This is a genomic window from Pantoea leporis (genome assembly GCF_028048155.1).
In the GTDB taxonomy this organism is placed as follows: Bacteria; Pseudomonadota; Gammaproteobacteria; order Enterobacterales; family Enterobacteriaceae; genus Pantoea; species Pantoea leporis.
Genome location: NZ_JALMEU010000006.1, coordinates 71,137 through 88,038 on the forward strand (window position 1 = coordinate 71,137; position 16,902 = coordinate 88,038).

General features: G+C 55.9%; 14 protein-coding genes and 1 pseudogene. 10 read left to right on the forward strand and 5 right to left on the reverse strand.

The annotated features are described in order from the left end of the window. Window positions 1–17: 17 nt before the first annotated feature. Complete coding sequence (locus tag MWH02_RS16135; RefSeq protein WP_439652370.1) at window positions 18–527, reverse strand: Csu type fimbrial protein; 510 nt, start codon at window positions 525–527, stop codon at window positions 18–20. Window positions 528–550: 23 nt separating this feature from the next. Then, on the reverse strand, window positions 551–1,120 hold the full coding sequence (locus MWH02_RS16140; RefSeq protein ID WP_101761803.1) for a spore coat protein U domain-containing protein: 570 nt from the start codon (window positions 1,118–1,120) through the stop codon (window positions 551–553). Between the two features lie 548 nt (window positions 1,121–1,668). Between MWH02_RS16140 and MWH02_RS16145 the strand changes: the two genes are divergently transcribed. The 3 genes from MWH02_RS16145 (at window position 1,669) to MWH02_RS16155 (ending at window position 7,514) form a co-directional block, all read left to right on the forward strand. After that, on the forward strand, window positions 1,669–3,771 hold the full coding sequence (locus MWH02_RS16145; protein ID WP_271461013.1) for a putative bifunctional diguanylate cyclase/phosphodiesterase: 2,103 nt from the start codon (window positions 1,669–1,671) through the stop codon (window positions 3,769–3,771). A 158-nt stretch (window positions 3,772–3,929) separates the two neighbouring features. After that, window positions 3,930–6,020: a putative bifunctional diguanylate cyclase/phosphodiesterase gene (locus tag MWH02_RS16150; RefSeq protein WP_271461014.1), complete on the forward strand. Its 2,091-nt coding sequence runs from the start codon at window positions 3,930–3,932 to the stop codon at window positions 6,018–6,020. An 81-nt stretch (window positions 6,021–6,101) separates the two neighbouring features. After that, the gene (locus tag MWH02_RS16155; RefSeq protein ID WP_271461077.1) at window positions 6,102–7,514 is read left to right on the forward strand and encodes an aminotransferase-like domain-containing protein; all 1,413 of its coding nucleotides are present in this window, start codon (window positions 6,102–6,104) and stop codon (window positions 7,512–7,514) included. On the opposite strand, the gene MWH02_RS16160 is transcribed toward MWH02_RS16155, so the two are convergent. After that, a complete protein-coding gene (locus MWH02_RS16160; protein WP_271461015.1) occupies window positions 7,511–7,993 on the reverse strand; it encodes a YlaC family protein in 483 nt (160 codons plus the stop codon). The two genes, MWH02_RS16155 and MWH02_RS16160, sit on opposite strands and share 4 nt — an antisense overlap. Window positions 7,994–8,064: 71 nt before the next feature. Here MWH02_RS16160 and MWH02_RS16165 point away from each other — a divergent pair, with 71 nt between their 5' ends. Continuing rightward, the gene (locus MWH02_RS16165) at window positions 8,065–8,502 is read left to right on the forward strand and encodes an endonuclease domain-containing protein (protein WP_271461016.1); all 438 of its coding nucleotides are present in this window, start codon (window positions 8,065–8,067) and stop codon (window positions 8,500–8,502) included. 183 nt (window positions 8,503–8,685) lie between these two features. On the opposite strand, the pseudogene MWH02_RS16170 reads toward MWH02_RS16165, so the two are convergent. Further along, window positions 8,686–10,398, reverse strand: a pseudogene (locus tag MWH02_RS16170) (flagellar biosynthesis protein FlhA); the annotation flags it as partial. Here MWH02_RS16170 and MWH02_RS16175 point away from each other — a divergent pair. From MWH02_RS16175 to MWH02_RS16200, 6 genes are all read left to right on the forward strand, one after another. Next, entirely contained in the window at window positions 10,376–11,176 is an 801-nt protein-coding gene (locus MWH02_RS16175; RefSeq protein ID WP_271461017.1) for an OmpA family protein, read from the forward strand. The pseudogene MWH02_RS16170 and the gene MWH02_RS16175 overlap by 23 nt on opposite strands. A 279-nt stretch (window positions 11,177–11,455) precedes the next feature. Beyond that, a complete protein-coding gene (locus MWH02_RS16180; RefSeq protein WP_110867284.1) occupies window positions 11,456–12,070 on the forward strand; it encodes a cupin domain-containing protein in 615 nt (204 codons plus the stop codon). A 111-nt stretch (window positions 12,071–12,181) separates the two neighbouring features. Next, window positions 12,182–13,621, forward strand: a complete 1,440-nt coding sequence (locus MWH02_RS16185) for a circularly permuted type 2 ATP-grasp protein (protein ID WP_271461018.1) — start codon at window positions 12,182–12,184, stop codon at window positions 13,619–13,621. Beyond that, complete coding sequence (locus MWH02_RS16190; protein WP_271461019.1) at window positions 13,615–14,544, forward strand: alpha-E domain-containing protein; 930 nt, start codon at window positions 13,615–13,617, stop codon at window positions 14,542–14,544. The genes MWH02_RS16185 and MWH02_RS16190 overlap by 7 nt, the downstream gene beginning before the upstream one ends. Further along, window positions 14,541–15,341, forward strand: coding sequence for a transglutaminase family protein (locus MWH02_RS16195; protein ID WP_101761813.1), 801 nt, complete (start codon window positions 14,541–14,543; stop codon window positions 15,339–15,341). Before MWH02_RS16190 ends, MWH02_RS16195 begins: the two co-directional genes overlap by 4 nt. Before the next feature lie 17 nt (window positions 15,342–15,358). Beyond that, on the forward strand, window positions 15,359–16,063 hold the full coding sequence (locus MWH02_RS16200; protein ID WP_176971806.1) for a proteasome-type protease: 705 nt from the start codon (window positions 15,359–15,361) through the stop codon (window positions 16,061–16,063). Window positions 16,064–16,098: 35 nt separating this feature from the next. Here MWH02_RS16200 and MWH02_RS16205 read toward each other — a convergent pair whose 3' ends face one another. Further along, window positions 16,099–16,719, reverse strand: coding sequence for a response regulator (locus MWH02_RS16205; RefSeq protein WP_101761815.1), 621 nt, complete (start codon window positions 16,717–16,719; stop codon window positions 16,099–16,101). Window positions 16,720–16,902 lie beyond the last annotated feature (183 nt).

The following is a 16,902-nucleotide window of genomic DNA, read 5'->3' on the forward strand; positions in this document are numbered from 1 at the left end:
CCTTTTAATTGACGCCATCACCAACTCAGCGTGACGGTTAAAGTGTCGGTATAGGTCCCGGCGCGCGTGGGGCCGGGCAGCGTTAATAAGCCGTAAATCGGCAACGTGATGTTGTTGGCATTGCTATAGCTCAGCGCCATCGGGCTATTCACCGGAATAGCCGTGGTGTGTGCCGCATTGGCATACAGGCTGTACGCCACGGTATTGGTGTTACTGGTGTGTTTGAGATTGCGCGTTGAGGTGTAATGACTGCCGCCGTTGATGCTCATACTCACGGCGGTGCCTGGCGTGCAGGCGAGCGTGATGGTGGTGCTTTGCACATAGCTGGCGCTGACGCTGCTTGCGGCCACGCCAGATTGGGTACCAAAATTAAGCGTGCCAAATACCCCGGTATTGGTTCCGGACACAACACAGCCTGCCACTACTGATGCTGAAACCTGAAACGTTGCGGTCGGCAACCCCCAGGCGGAGACGCTCCCTATCAGCAGGGCAAGGCCGCCTGCACTGTGCACCCACCGCTGCACCACGGCCTCCCTGATTATCCTTTCCCTCAGTAATTCACCGCCACGTTGATGGTGTCGGTGTAGGTCCCTGCCGGAATCAAGGGGTTAAACCCGCCGCCCACAACCTGACCGTAAATGGCGTAGTTGGTCCCGAGTGTAGGATCGGTGGTACCACTGGCAGCGATATTGGTGTTGTTGGCGATGGCGGTAGTGAATGCGGCGTCGCTATACAGCGTATAGGCAATGCCTTGCGTATTGTTGGAGCCGAGGATCAGGTAGCGTGGCTGGCCACTCACCGTGCCGTAAACGGTCGCCGGTGCAGCGTTGCTGCTGGTGACCTGCACGTTGAAAGTTTGTCCGGTGGTGCAGCGAACAAAGATGCCGTTACCTGCTGCGCCAACCAGGGTGGCATTGAGCGTATCAAAAGTGGCTGCGCTACTACCAAAGTTCAGGGTACCGAAGTTCACTCCCGCCGTGGCCGATTGACCGTTCACCAAACAACCGGTGGTCAGCGTCAACGTCGCATTGATGGTTCCCGTTGTGGTGGCGGCAAAAACAGCATGAGGTGCCAGTGCGGCGCTTAGGCTAGACGCCACAAGAAAAAGCTTGAGTTTCATAATCATTCCTTACTGATTATCCAAGGTCAGTGCTTTTTCACCTGGTCATACATTTATGGAAATTCATCCGAAATCAAACAAGAGCCGCAATGGACTCGACAGCGTAAGCGCCTGCCGCCTAAGAAAATTCCTGGATGGCGGATTAATGATTTATATCAGTTTTCTTTACTATAGATCAGCAAATTGGCCCCTGTATGCAGATGGTTCAATTTTTCCCTAATCAATTCACAATTTTCGCCGATAACTCAGTAATCACAAGGGGTAGCGAGTGGTTAAAAAAACTAAATAGACGATGATTTCACCCTCTACCGCGCGATTCGGTTCAATGTTATGTTCGTGCATTAATCAGATATTATTAATTTTTCGCTTAACGACTGACGATGAAAATAAAAAAAATCCGCACGACAACTCCAGATATTTCTGGATCGATTTTTTGTTGAGTTTCGCCGCAGGCGGTCATTAATTGCCCTTGATCGGCGCTTTATTATCCTTGTTCTAATTTGACGACACCGCACCCGCTCCGCAGCGGGTAGAGTTTAGGAGCGCACATGCTGCTGGTTACCTGGGATAGCGTTCTGGTTACCGTTTCACTGATCGTGGCCTTCATTGCCGCGTTCACCGCCTTAGATACCGCCGGGCGCGTGGCCGTTTCACGCGGTTATCTGGCAACACTGTGGTTGATCGGCGGGGGCACCGCGATGGGCATCGGCGTGTGGGCAATGCACTTTATTGGCATGCTGGCGATGATGATGCCGATGACCATGCGCTACAACGTCGAGCTGACCGCCATCTCATTGCTGGTGGCGATTATCAGCGCCATCTTCGCCTTTGCGCAGGGCGTGCAGGGCAGTCATCTCACCCGACGCCGCTTAATTCGCGGCACCCTTATCATGGGAAGCGGCATCATTGTCATGCACTACCTCGGCATGAACGCGCTGATGATTGCCACCCCGATTTACTGGAATCTGCCGCTGGTGACGCTCTCGGTGCTGATTGCCTACGCAGCATCAGGTGCGGCGTTGTGGCTGGCGTTTCATCTGCGCCAGGGCGAAAGCCTGCTGCTGCTGCGTGCCTGCGCGGCACTGGTGATGGGCATTGCGATTGCCGGCATGCATTACACCGGCATGGCGGCAGCAGAATTCGTTATGCCGGTGAGCATGCAACATCACGGCGCCAGCGAAGAGGGAATGGCGGTGTGGGTCACGATTATCACGCTGAGCATTCTGGGGCTGATGTTACTGATCTCGATGCTGGATGCGCAACTGCGTGCCGCGCGTCTCGCTGCCAAACTCAAGCGCGCCAACAGCGAGCTACGTCAGCTGGCGATGCATGACAACCTCACCGCGCTGCCAAATCGCGTGATGCTGGAGCAGCAACTCACCACGGCGATCAAGCAGGCGACGCTGCAGGATGAAAACTTCGCGCTGATGTTCATGGATCTGGATGGTTTCAAAGCCATTAACGACACATGGGGCCATCACGTTGGCGACCGCTTGCTGATCGCGGTAGCCGATCGTTTGCGCGATGAACTGAGTGAGGAGATTCTTTTGGCGCGTCTGGGCGGCGATGAATTCGTCATACTGTGCCCGCAATTTCATCTGCATCAGGCCAGCAAACTGGCGCAGCGTTTGGTTCAAATCATTGATGCGCCTTTCGAACTCGATCGCTATTCGCTGCGCGTCTCGCTCAGCGTCGGTATCGTTATCTTCCCGCTGCATGGTCGCAGCCAGCAGGAGCTGATGTTCAACGCCGACTCCGCCATGTATCACACCAAACACAGCGGGCGTAACGGCTGGTGCCTGTTTGAACCGGCGATGAGCGCGGTGGCGCAGCATCAGTTGGCGCTGGCTAACGATCTGTGGAACGCGCTGGAGTATCAGGAGATGCGCCTGTTCTATCAGCCAAAATTCCGCGCGGGCGGCACCGTATTGATGGGCTTCGAGGCGCTGCTGCGCTGGCAGCATCCGCGTCGTGGCCTGCTGATGCCCGATATGTTCCTGGCGCGCGCCGAGAAAACCGGGCAAATTGTCGCGCTGGGTAACTGGGTGATCAATGAAGCCTGCCGCCAGCTGAAGCAGTGGCACGATGAAGGTAACGGCGACTGGACGGTATCGGTCAATCTCTCGGCTCTGCAGTTCCAGCAGCGTGATTTGATTGAGAGCGTGCGCCAGGCATTGCAGCGCCATCAAATCCCTGACGGGGCGTTGATGCTGGAAATTACCGAGAATATCGCGATGCGCGATCCGCAGTTCAGCCAGCAGCGCATTGCCGAACTGCATTGTCTTGGGGTGAAAGTGGCGATTGATAACTTCGGCATCGGCTACGCCAACTTGCTGCACTTGAAACACCTTGAAGCTAGCGAGTTGAAAATCGACCGCGCCTTTATCAACAGTTTGCGCGCCGGCAGCGAAGACGCCACGGTGGTCACTGCGATGTTGACGCTGGCACAAACGCTTAACCTGCGCATGGTGGCGGAAGGGGTCGAAACCGAGGAGCAGCAGCGTTTGCTCACCGGGTTAGGCTTCGACACACTGCAAGGTTATCTGCTCGGCAAGCCCACGCCAGCCGATCGCATCGGTGAATTTACCGCTGCGCTTGCGGTGCCGCTGGCCTTTAGCGATAACGTGGTGCCGCTGGCGGGCGCGCAATAAACAATTTTTAGTTTCTTCCCCATCGGAAGGTTTCATCGTTCAAAAACTCATATCGGCAGTTACGCTGCCGATAATTCCTACAATAAAACCAATAGACCGCACTTTTTTAACAACAACACCACAGCTGACTCACACCGGCTTTTACTTGGTAAATCACTATGTTAGTGACTTCGTACGATTCGTTTACCGTCATCGTCTCGATTCTGGTAGCGATGCTGGCCTCGTTTACTGCGCTTGATATGGCAGGGCGCGTGGCTTCCTCAACTGGCAAGGTGGCGCTGGTTTGGTTATTCGGCGGTGGATTCGCTATGGGCGTGGGCATCTGGGCGATGCACTTCATTGGCATGCTGTCGATGAGCCTCGATATGGTCATGAGCTATGATCCCACGCTCACCGTCACCTCCATGGTGGTGGCGATATTAGCCTCGGTTTTTGCGCTGTGGCTGGTGTGCTCAACGCCGACCTTGCCGTGGCTGCGACTGTGTGGAGGCGCTGTGGTGCTGGGTTCCGGCGTGGTCGCCATGCACTACACCGGCATGGCGGCGCTGATGTTTACGCCCGGCATCACCTGGAATTGGGGTTGGGTGGCGGCATCGGTGGCGATCGCGCTGGTGGCCTCAGGCGCCGCGCTCTGGCTGGCGTTTAATCTGCGCGAAGGTCACGGCCGCGTCACCGCGCTGCGGTTAGGCGCCTCCGTGGTGATGGGCTGTGCGATTGCCGGCATGCACTACACCGGCATGGCGGCGGCCAATTTCCCGATGCACAGCCATGCAACGCACATGGGCGTAAACAGCAACTGGCTGGCGGTGGTGGTGACGGTGGTGACGCTAGCGATCCTCGGCATTACTTTGCTGGTCTCAATGCTCGATGCACGTCTGCAAGCGCGCACCTCGATCCTCGCCCACTCGCTGGCGGAAGCCAACCGTGAGCTGGCACAGCTGGCGCTACACGATAACCTGACGCGTCTGCCCAACCGTATTTTGTTGGAAGATCGTCTGGAGCAAGCCCTCAATAAAGCCAACCGTGAGAAAACGCAGTTTGCGCTGATGTTTATGGATCTGGATGGCTTCAAAGCGGTAAATGACGCTTTTGGCCATCACGTGGGCGACAACCTGCTGATTGGCGTGACCGAGCGCATGACCGAACAGATGAAAGGGCACTACACGCTGGCGCGCATGGGCGGCGACGAGTTTGTGCTGCTGCTGGAAATTGATGAACCCAATGATGCCGCAGCGGTTGCTGATACGCTGGTAAAAGCGGTGGATCGCCCATTCGATGTCTCGCGCTATGAGCTGGTGGTGTCGCTGAGTATTGGAATTGCGGTTTACCCTGGTGACGGCAAAGATGATCGCGAGCTGATGTTCAACGCCGATGCCGCCATGTATCACACCAAGAACAACGGCCGCAACGGTTACACCTTCTTCCAGCCGTCAATGAACACGCTGGCGCAGTCGCAATTGCAGCTGAACAACGATCTGTGGCAAGCGCTGGATAACGAAGAGTTACGCCTGTTCTATCAGCCAAAATATTGCGCGCCGAGCGGCCCGATCCTTGGCTTTGAAGCGCTGCTGCGCTGGCAGCATCCTTCACGCGGTTTACTGGCACCGGACGCCTTTCTGCCGATGGCGGAAAAGACCGGCATGATCATTAACATCGGCAACTGGGTGATCAACGAAGCCTGTCGCCAGCTGCGTGCCTGGCATCTGCAGGGCCACCCGCACTGGTCGGTGGCGGTCAATTTGTCGGCTGTACAATTTGAGCAAAGCAATCTGGTGGAAACCGTCACCGAGGCGCTGGCGCAGCACCTTATTCCGGCTGAACTTTTGACGCTGGAAGTGACCGAAACCACGGCGATGCGCGATCCGGAAGAGAGCGTGCGTATCCTCACCGAACTCACCAACATGGGCGTAAAAGCCTCGATTGATGATTTCGGCACCGGCTACTCCAGCTTGTTGTATCTCAAGCGGTTACCGGCCAGCGAGCTGAAAATCGATCGCGCTTTTGTTAATGAACTGCAGGCGCATTCGGAAGATGCCACCATCGTCTCCGCCATTGTCGCGCTGGCGCAGTCGTTGCATCTGAAAGTGGTCGCCGAAGGGGTAGAAACCCAGGATCAACAGGCGTTCCTCACCGGTTTAGGCTGCGATACGTTGCAGGGCTATTTGCTGGGCAAACCGGTGCCGCCGGAACGCATTGGCGAGCTGCCGAATTTTTATCAAGAAGAGTTAGCGCTGGAGCAGGTGCCTTAACGCCTTCATTCCCTCTCCCGCTTGCGGGAGAGGGTTAGGGTGAGGGAAACTAGCCGCCAAATCCTCTACATCGGAGTTCGGGTGGCGAAATATCAGCAGTTGGTCGAGCAGCTTCGCACGCAAATCGAGGCGCGCATCTGGCCGCCGGGCGAAAAACTGCCGTCGCTACGTCAGCAGGCGGAGCAGAGCGGGTTGAGCCTGATGACGGTGATGCACGCCTATGAAGTGCTGGAGAGTCAGGGCTGGATCGTCTCAAAGCCGCAATCCGGCTATTACGTGGCGCCGCGCGCCGCCGAAAGCCGTCCGCGCCTGCCCACGCAAGAGATCGGCAAAACCGATCAGGCGGATACCAACAGCTTCGTGTTCGACGTGCTGCAAGCCACGCGCAATCCCGCCATCATGCCGTTTGGCTCAGCCTTTCCCGATCCCGAACTCTTCCCGCAGCGCCAGCTGATGCGCTCGCTGGTAAAAGTCTCACACAACTTAAAGCCCACCGATGCGCTCAACAACCTGCCGCCAGGCAATGAAGCGCTGCGCAAAATTCTCGCCCAGCGCTACGCACAGCAGGGCATCACGCTGTCGCCGGATGACATCGTCATCACCAATGGCGCAATGGAGGCGCTCAACCTCAGCCTGCAAGCCGTCACCGAACCCGGTGATTGGGTGATCCTCGAAAACCCATCGTTTTATGGTGCGCTACAGGCGATTGAACGCCTCAAGCTGAACGCGATTGCCATCGCCAGCGATGTCGAACACGGCATGGATCTGGATGAGCTGGAGCAGGCCTTGCAGCGCTGGCCGGTGAAAGCCTGCTGGCTGATGACCAACCGGCAAAATCCGCTCGGCTTTACCCTGAGCGCCGAGCGCAAGCAGCAGTTGGTGGAACTGCTGGCGCGCTACAACGTGGCGATGATTGAAGACGATGTGTATGGCGATCTGTATGAAGGCCATGACAAACCGCTGCCGGCTAAAGCTTTTGATCTTGATGGCAACGTGCTGCACTGCGGCAGTTTCTCGAAGAATCTGGTGGCGGGATTTCGTGTCGGTTGGGTGGCTGCCGGACGTCATGCGCAGCGCGTGCAGCGTATTCAGTTGATGAGCACGCTCTCGACCAGCGCGCCGATGCAGCTGGCCCTCGCCGATTTCCTCAGCACGCGCAGCTACGATACGCATTTAAAGAAGCTAAGGCAGACGCTGGCTAAACGTAAGCAGCTGGCGCAACAGGCGCTGCGCCGGGTATTACCTGCTGAGGCCAACATCAGCGATACGCCGGGCGGTTATTTTCTCTGGGTTGCGCTGCCAGTGCAGATCAATACCACTGAGCTGTATCATTTGGCCTTGCAGCAGGGCATCAGCATCGCGCCCGGCCAGCTGTTTTCCAGCAGCGAAGGCTTCAGCCACTGTTTCCGCTTCAACACCGCCTGGCCGTGGGATGCACGGGCCGAGGCGGCGGTAGAGACGTTGGGAAAACTGATTGGCAAGCTAAACGGTTAAACCTGGGCCGCCTGCTGGTGGCCCCAGGTGAGATAGTAAACGTCGTAGAAATCCACTTCACCTTTCTGCTTCATCAGGCGATCAATGCCGCTGCGTACGCGCTCCGGCGTGTGGGGGTTATCAAGGATCTTATCCAGCGCTTGTTGAGAAACCGGCTGCACGTAATACCATTCGCCGTTATAACAAACGCGCAAATCCAGCGTGTCGATATCTTCGAAGCGATATTTCGGGTTGATATCCATCAGCATCAGCACGCTCATCATCACCACAAACACCGTGGCAAACCAGAACGCTGGCCAGCCGAGCATGTCGGTTGAAAAGATCAGCGCCACGCACAGCGCGTAGCACAGATACATAATGGCCCAGAGCCCCGGATGGGTTTTGAGGAAGGAAAAGCTAAAGCGCGGCAAATTATCACGCTGTCCTTCGCGGTTCAGCGTGGCGATTTCGTCGAGCAGGATTTGTTTGATCGCGTCCATTGTTCACCTCTAATTATCACTGCCTGCCAGTAAAGCACATAACAGTGAAGCGAATTAGAGACAGATTCGCTGTGTTTTTTTATAACAGTTGCGATGTGTTGCTCAAGATTGCACTGCATGCGTTGAGATTGAGCCATTGCGGAAACAAGATGCGCTTTTTCAGGATGAATAACATGCGACATCATGTGCTGCGCGCGAAGGAACTGAGAAATAACATGACGCCAGCAGAGCGAAAGCTATGGTCTGTGCTGCGTGCCAGACAATGTGGCGGTATGCGATTTCGCCGACAGTACCCTTTCGGCCCGTATATTTTGGATTTCGCCTGCCTGGAGAAGCGGCTAACGATTGAACTCGATGGATCGCAACATGGTGAAACTATCAGATATGACGATGAACGTACGCAACGGTTAAATAGACATGGCTGGCGGGTGCTGAGATTTTGGAATCATGAGGTGATGCTGCAGCCGGACGCGGTTTTTGCGGTGATTATGGCGGCGTTGATGGGATAGTGCCGGGTGTTCGAATTCGCTCGTGCTCGCTGTCCCCCTCCTCGGTCCTCCCCCATTAATGGGGGAGGAAGATGCTGCCACATGCAGCTTCAGCACTGGCATGTGGCAGCATCTCCTTCCCCCGCTTGCGGGGGAAGGCCGGGATGGGGGACAGCCAGCACAATCTGTGACAGCCAGCACGATCTAACTCACCTGACCCACAATCTGCAAATTCGCATCATCGGGCACTTCGTTGTACGACAACACATTCAACCCATTGGCAAACAGACGGGCGTAGCGCGCAATCAGCGGGCGCAATTGCGGTGTTACCAGCAGCACCTGCGTCAGGTTCTGCGCTTTCAACTGCTCCACCATCACCGGCAGCGTGCTCTGCAGCTGCGTCAGGATATTCGGATCAACCGGGAAGCTATCCAGCGCCACTTTGCCGGCTTGCTGTGCCTGATTCAGCGCCGCCAGCAGCAGATTCTCCAGGCTGTTTTCCAGCGTATAAGCCGACAGCGGTTTGTTGTCCGGCGCAATCGCCGCCACCATGGCGCGACGCAGGGCATAGCGCACATCGGAAGTCAGCAGGATCGGATCTTTGGTGATCGCCGCGCTCTCCAGCAACGTCGTCGCGATGGTGGTGATGTCTTTCAGCGACACCTGATCGTTCAGCAGCAGACGATACACTTTCAGCTGCAAGCTGAAGTTCACCGCTGCGTTCACATCTTCCGACAGCTTAGGCGCCACATTCGCCAGACGCTGATGCAGCTGAGTGATGTCATCGTAGTTAAACAGCTCCGGCAGATTCTCGCGCACCACTTTATTCACATGGGTGGCCACCACGCTGGCGCAATCCACCACCTGATAACCCAGGTTCAGCGCTTTGGCTTTCTGCTCGGGCAGAATCCACGTCACCGCCATGCCGTAGGCCGGATCGGTATCCAACACGCCATCGATTTCGCCGTACTGTTCCGGCGTCGGGATCGCCATCAGACGATCGGCATGCACTTCGCCGACGGCAGTGCGCACGCCATTGATCTTGATCGCGTACTGCGCCGGCTTGAGGTGGAAATCTTCGCGCAGCGCAATCTCCGGCAGCAGCACGCCGCTGGTTTCCGACACCACTTGCCGCACGCCACGCATACGCAGCGTCAGCGGCGCACCTTTGCCTTTATCCACCAGCGTCACCAGCTTGTAGCCGAGATTCAGCCCGATCGGCTCAACCATCGGGATAGTGTCCCAACCGATAGCGGGCTGATCGTCCGGCTGCGTCAGCGCCTGGCTGATCGCTTCCATAGCGTGATGATCTTGCGTCGGCGCTTTAATTTTCTGGCTTTGACGCCACGCAGCGAACAGCAGCAGGCCGGTAAATACCAGGAACACCAGATGCGGCATGCCCGGCACCACCGCCAGCACAAACATCACGGCCGCAGCGGTATACAGCGTACCTGGCTTAGCCAGCAGCTGAGACTTGATGTCATCGCCCATGTCCGCACCATCGCTGATGCGCGTCACGATAATCGCCGCCGCCGTTGAGAGCAGCAGTGAAGGAATTTGTCCGACTAAGCCATCACCGATGGTCAGCAGGACATATTGTTCAAACGCTTGTCCTGCCGGTAAACCGTATTTGAATACGCCAATCAAAATACCGCCAACCACGTTAATCAGCAGGATCATGATGCCGGCGATGGCGTCGCCGCGTACGAATTTGGACGCGCCATCCATTGCACCGTAGAAGTCGGCTTCGTTTGCCACATCCTGGCGACGCGTGCGCGCCTGTTCCTGATTGATTAACCCGGCATTGAGATCGGCATCGATCGCCATCTGTTTGCCTGGCAACGCATCAAGCGTAAAGCGCGCCGAGACTTCAGATATACGTTCGGCACCTTTGGTGACCACCACAAAGTTGATCATGGGCGCGGTGAGTGAAGAGGAGCGTAAAGAGATCGTCGCGCAATTGAACGGCACGTCGGTTTTTGATGGCACCAATTTCAATCCTTTTGACGTTGAGAACTCCGGCGGATCGGCGATTATCGGCGAAACCATGGCAATTTCCCCGCCGACGCAAACAGCGACTGTCAGCCAAGGTAAGGCTGACATCAGTTTGAACGCCGGCAGCAAGCCACAGGAAGATTTAGACAGCGTGCTGTCACGCTCGGATGCGGAGTTGGTGTTGTTACACAACCAGCTGCAACGGATGATCAACAGCTATAACGCGCAAAATTACCTGATGCTGGAAACCTTGCCACAAGGGCTGCGCATCCTGATTCAGGACGATCAGGATCGCATGATGTTCCCACGCGGTAGCGCGGTGCTAACGCCATTCTTCCAGAAACTGCTGACCGAGCTCGGCCCGGTGTTTAACCGCATCGACAACAAAATCATGATCAGCGGCCACACCGATGCCGCGCAGTACAGTGGCAACGCCGCTTACAACAACTGGAATCTGTCGGGCGATCGTGCGCTGGCGGCACGCCGCGCGCTGGAGCGTGGCGGGCTGGAGAGTGCGCGCGTATTGCAGGTTAATGCCATGGCGTCACGCATGCCGCGCGATCATGACGATCCCATGAGTGCGCGTAATCGCCGCATCGAAATTCTGGTGTTAACCGATGCCGCTGCAGAAACCCTGTTCCAGTTTTATGGCCGCGAAGGGGAGAACGTTGTGAAACCTATCGCTGAGCGCCTGCGATAACCTGTCAGTGCCTTTGAATCGCTTTTTTTGATTCGGCCGGTGGCGAAATCCACCGGTTTTTTTTGCATTAAATTCATGCCGCTTTGCGGCCTGGTGCGCATAAATGCGCGCCAGTTATGGCGATCCTCATTCACCCGCAAGAGATGTTAATTATGTTGCTAATAAATTTGGCTTTAGTTAGCTAAATCATTATTTTTTGTGAATTTTGTTGGTGGGCGCACATTGCAATGCCACTTTGGTAAGCCACAATTAAGCATCGTGATTAACCGGAGAAAGAGTATGACTGCCAACCACTCCAGCCTGCTGTTACTGATGTCTTTCGCCGCCGGCACCTTTTCCGCTGGATCCTCCAGCAATCCGCAACATCTGATGTTATCGCTGCCGTCGGGCGGCGTGCCCAACAGCCCGCTGCCGCTGATCATCTGGCCCGGCATTGTGCCGTATGACGATGAAAATCCGACGGAAGACAGCGCCGCCTGGTTTGAAAAAACCTTTACCCGCAACGGCTGGCCCGCCGCATGGCGTGCGCCGATCTTTCCTTATACGCATTACCATCCGAACACCCATGAAGTGCTGGGTGTTGCGGCTGGCTGGGCGGAAGTGCTGTTCGGCGGCGACAGCGGTCGCATGGTGACGCTGCGTGAAGGCGATGCGGTACTGATCCCGGCGGGCGTCGGCCACAAACAGGTGTTTGCCTCAGAGGATTTTTTCACCGTTGGCGCCTATCCTGAAGGCATGTCCCCGGAAACCGTGCGTGATGAGCCGTCGCGTTTACGTACGTCGAAGGAGAAGATCCAGCAGGTGCCGCTGCCATCCCGCGATCCTTTTACCGGTGGCGAAGGCGCGATGACGGAGATCTGGCTGCCAATCGCGCAGCAGCTAATGCACCAGTAAAGTGCAAAACAGCCATTTCCGTTGACGCGGCGCGTGTGCCTTACCGGGGCAAGCCTCTGGCACAGTTTGTGCAGGAGAGTGTGAGGTCCTCTGACAAGCGCCGGGTAAATCATGAAAGAAAGCTACCAGATAGCATCACAATTCTATGATGAGATGTGGCTGAGCGATGGCCAACACCGCGCTCACTACCAGCAATACTGGGAATGGTTACAACAGGCGGACAAAGAGGCCGTGGCGCGCAAACGTGAAGAAGCGGAACTGCTGTTTCATCGCGTCGGCATCACCTTCAACGTCTACGGTGATGACGGCGGCGCGGAACGTTTAATTCCTTTCGACAGCGTGCCGCGCATCATACCTGCCAGCGAGTGGGCGATGCTCGATCGCGGCATTCGCCAACGGGTACAAGCCCTTAACGCCTTCCTGCACGACATCTACCATCAGCAACTGATCCTCAAAGCCGGCATCGTGCCCGCTGAACAGGTGCTGGTGAACGATCAATATCAGCCCTGTATGCAAGGCGTCGATCTGCATCGCCACATCTACGCGCACATTGTTGGGGTAGACATGGTGCGCAATAACGACGGCAAATATTACGTTCTCGAGGACAATCTGCGCACGCCGTCTGGCGTCTCCTATATGCTGGAGAACCGCAAGATGATGATGCGCCTCTATCCGGAACTGTTCGCCGGGCAGCACATCGCGCCGGTAGAGCGTTATCCTTCGCATCTGCTGCAAACCCTGCGCGAAAGCTCGCCGGTCAACGATCCGGTGGTGGTGGTGCTGACGCCGGGCCGCTTTAACAGCGCCTACTTCGAGCACAGCTTCCTCGCGCAGCAGATGGGCGTTGAGCTGGTGGAGAGCGCCGATCTGTTCGTCAAAGATGGCGCGGTGATGATGCGTACCACCGCCGGGCCGTGCAAAGTCGATGTGATCTATCGTCGCGTTGATGATGCCTTCCTCGATCCTCTGGCGTTCCGCCCGGATTCGATGCTCGGCGTGCCGGGCTTGTTGTCGGTGTATCGATCCGGCAACGTGGTGCTGGCGAACGCGATCGGCACCGGCGTCGCCGATGACAAATCGATCTATCCCTACGTCCCGGACATGATCCGTTTCTATCTTGATGAGGATCCGATCCTCAATAACGTACCCACCTGGCAATGCCGCAAACCACAGGATCTCACCTACGTGCTGGCCAACCTGGCGAAAATGGTGGTGAAAGAGGTGCACGGCGCAGGCGGTTACGGCATGTTGATTGGCCCGGTGGCGAGCCAGCAGGAGCTGAGTGATTTCCGCGATCGCCTCAAAGCGCGCCCGGAAAACTACATCGCGCAGGACACGCTATCGCTCTCCACGTGTCCAACCTTTATCGATAACGGCCTCGCGCCGCGCCACATCGATCTGCGCCCGTTTGCGCTGTGCGGCGCGGATATTCGTCTGGTGCCCGGCGGCTTAACCCGCGTGGCGCTGAACGAAGGTTCGCTGGTGGTGAACTCGTCGCAGGGCGGTGGCACCAAGGACACGTGGGTTCTGGAGGATGACGCATCATGCTAAGCCGCACGGCCAGTGGCCTCTATTGGATGGCGCGCTATCTTGAGCGCGCAGAACAACTTGCTCGCGTGTTAGACGTGACCAACCGTTTGTCGTTAATGCCGGTGCGCGGTGACCAGGGCGACGATCTGCTGCTGCCGCTTAATCTCACCGGCACGCGTGAACTGTTTGAAACCCTCAACGGCCGCTTCACCATGCCGCAGCTGTTCAACTTTTTCGCCCTCGACGATCGCAATCCGTGCAGCATTTTCAGCTGCTGGCAGGAGGCGTGGAACAACGCGCATGCGGTGCGCGGCAGTTTGTCGTCGGAAGTGTGGGAGAGCATCAACTCGACGTGGATTGAGATGCGCAATACGCGGCGGCGCGGTATTACCAGCGCCAACGCCGATAGCTTTTTCGATTGGGTGAAAGAGCGCTCGCACCTGTTTCGTGGCGCGATGTTCGGCACCTTGCTGCGCGGTGATGCCATGAGTTTTATCCGCATCGGCACGCTAATGGAGCGCAGCGACGGCACCGCGCGTTTGCTGAGCGTCAATCAGCAACTGCTGGAACAACAGTCCGATTCGGTACGCGAATATTATCGCCTCGATACCTTGCTGCGCGCGGTGTCGGCGCGTGAAGCCTACAACGCCATCTTTAAGCAGCAGCTGTTGCCGGATCTGGTGAATGAGATGCTGATCCTGCGCAGTGAAAGTCCGCGATCGCTGCACTCCTGTATTGATGAGATCGCTACCCAGCTCGAGCAGATCGGCAGCAGCGGCGAAGATCGTCCGCGTTATCTGATCACCGTGCTGCTGGCGGAAATCAGGTTTAGTACCTGGGAAAGCCTGACGCAGGAAGGGTTAACGCACTGGCTCAATGCATTTCTGACGCGCCTGAACACGCTGGCAGACAGCATCAATCACACCTATCTGGAGGCGAAATGAGACTTAACATCGAGCACAAAACCCGTTACGCCTACGAGCAGCAGGTGACACTCAGCACCCAGTATCTGCGTTTGACGCCGCAAAATTCGGTGCATCAGCAAATTATCTCGTGGGATTTGGAGCTGCCCTGCGCAGCCACCTGCACGCAGGATGCTTACGGCAACGTGATGCATGTGCTAACGCTGGATACGCCGCATCAGCAGCTCGATATCGCCGCGCGCGGTGTGGTGGAGATCCTTGATGCCGGCGAGTGGGCACCCGATCCGGAGTGCGCGTTGTCGCCGCTGGTGTTTCTGCGCGCCACGCCGCTGACGCTGCCCAATCCCGAGATCCGCGAGTTTGCCCAGCGCTACTGGCGGCCGGAAAAGCCGCTCGCCAGCCTGGAAAAGTTGATGGATGAATTGCTGCTGAAGATGCCGTATCGTCCCGGCAGCACCCAGGTAACTGATACCGCCGCGAAAGTATTTGCCGCCGGCAGCGGCGTTTGCCAGGATCACAGCCACGTGTTTCTCGCCTGCTGTCGCACTCTGGGGATTCCGGCGCGCTATGTGAGCGGCTATCTCTATACTGAAAACGTTGAGCACGTCGCCACTCACGCCTGGGTTGAAGCCTGGCTGGATGGCAGTTGGCACAGCTTTGATATCACCAATAATACCCGCAGCACACGCCAGCATTTACGTCTGGCGGTTGGTGTGGATTATCTCGATGCCTGTCCGGTGCGCGGTATGCGGCTGGGCGGCGGCGGTGAAGATATGCTGGCGGTGGCTGCGGTGCTTCAGGTGCATGCGCAGCAGTAATCAGAACAGGCGTAACTATGACTTATTGTGTGGCAATGCGTTTATCGTCAGGGATGATTTTTGTATCCGATTCGCGGACCAATGCGGGCGTTGATCATATTTCCTCGTTCCGTAAATTGCATGTGTTTCAGGTCGATGATGAACGCACGCTGGTGCTGCAAAGCGCCGGCAATCTGGCTACCACGCAGAGCGTGCTGAGCCTGCTGCGACGCAACAACGGCGATAACGATCAACCGAATTTACTGAATGGACGATCGCTGTATGACATTGCGCTGATGGTGGGCGAAACGCTGCGCGAGGTGATCAAGCGCGATGGCGAGGAGTTTGGCGGCACGCTGCTGCTGGGCGGACAGATTCGTGGCGAGGAGCCGCGTCTGTTCCAGATCTATCCGCAGGGCAATTTCATCGAAGCCAGCGTTGATACGCCTTATTTCCAGATTGGTGAAAGCAAGTACGGCAAACCGATTATTGACCGCGTGCTGCGCTATGAAACGCCGCTCAGTCAGGCGATGCAGTGTGCGTTAATTTCAATGGATTCAACGTTAGCGAGTAATATTTCGGTGGGATTACCGCTGGATGTGATGGTCTATCGCACCGACAGTTTCAGCGATAGCGAGCAATATCACATCACCGAACAGCATCCCTATTTTTCACAAATTCGTCAGCTGTGGAGCAAAGGATTGTTGAGCGTGTTTTCGCAGCTGCCACCGTTAAAACTCTAATTTAGTGGGGTCGCCATGAATGGCGACCCGATCTTTCACACCAACTCATTCAATTTTGCTGTCATATTAATGCCACTAATCCCTTTTAAACCTAATTTACGCAGGATTTTTATTTTATAGGTACTCACAGTTTTACTACTGAGTTGTAATTGTGAGGCGATCTCTTTATTTGTCATTCCCGACGCCAGTTTCACCAATACCATCAGTTCCCGGCGCGTCAGGCTCATCAATTTTTCACTCTCAATTAACTCGTTTACCTCGGCCGCTTCCTCCGTTACCGGATAAAAACGCTTACCACATTCCACCTCTTTTATTGCGGTAAGGAGAGTGTCTAAATTGCCGCGTTTACACACATAGCCTTCCACGCCTAATTGTAAGCAACATCGTTGATAAAAAAGGCTTTCTGAAGCGGTATAAACAATGATTTTGAGGTCTGGCAACGCGCGCTTGATGTCCGTAATCAACGGAATGCCAGCGCGCCCAGGCATGGTGAGATCGAGCAGTAAAACGTCCGGACGTGTCCTATGCAGCTCGGTAATTAACAGATCGCTTTTATTAGCAGTGCCAGCGATGGCGTAGTGATATGACTGCAGTAATGCCTGAATGCCCGTACAGATTAACGGATGGTCATCAACAATAAATACCGAATGAATCATATGTGTAGCCCAGAGGAAAAAATAAAAAATAAACGCAAAGTTAAAACACCCTTTAACAAACAATTTAACTGGTGTGACCAGATTAATTCACGCTGCTTAACAATAAGCTTTAAGTCATGTCTTGAATTTGGGGTTTTAAGGTCAGTTTTTGTTTTTTATGCGCAAGAACAATGCAAGTGGCTG

What these genes read in the sequence shown, in the direction of transcription:
- MWH02_RS16205 (WP_101761815.1), bottom strand. Translation starts at nt 16,719, where the DNA reads ATGATTCATTCGGTATTTATTGTTGATGACCATCCGTTAATCTGTACG.
- MWH02_RS16160 (WP_271461015.1), bottom strand. Translation starts at nt 7,993, where the DNA reads ATGGACGCGATCAAACAAATCCTGCTCGACGAAATCGCCACGCTGAAC.
- MWH02_RS16150 (WP_271461014.1), top strand. Translation starts at nt 3,930, where the DNA reads ATGTTAGTGACTTCGTACGATTCGTTTACCGTCATCGTCTCGATTCTG.
- MWH02_RS16200 (WP_176971806.1), top strand. Translation starts at nt 15,359, where the DNA reads ATGACTTATTGTGTGGCAATGCGTTTATCGTCAGGGATGATTTTTGTA.
- MWH02_RS16140 (WP_101761803.1), bottom strand. Translation starts at nt 1,120, where the DNA reads ATGAAACTCAAGCTTTTTCTTGTGGCGTCTAGCCTAAGCGCCGCACTG.
- MWH02_RS16195 (WP_101761813.1), top strand. Translation starts at nt 14,541, where the DNA reads ATGAGACTTAACATCGAGCACAAAACCCGTTACGCCTACGAGCAGCAG.
- MWH02_RS16180 (WP_110867284.1), top strand. Translation starts at nt 11,456, where the DNA reads ATGACTGCCAACCACTCCAGCCTGCTGTTACTGATGTCTTTCGCCGCC.
- MWH02_RS16190 (WP_271461019.1), top strand. Translation starts at nt 13,615, where the DNA reads ATGCTAAGCCGCACGGCCAGTGGCCTCTATTGGATGGCGCGCTATCTT.
- MWH02_RS16145 (WP_271461013.1), top strand. Translation starts at nt 1,669, where the DNA reads ATGCTGCTGGTTACCTGGGATAGCGTTCTGGTTACCGTTTCACTGATC.
- MWH02_RS16185 (WP_271461018.1), top strand. Translation starts at nt 12,182, where the DNA reads ATGAAAGAAAGCTACCAGATAGCATCACAATTCTATGATGAGATGTGG.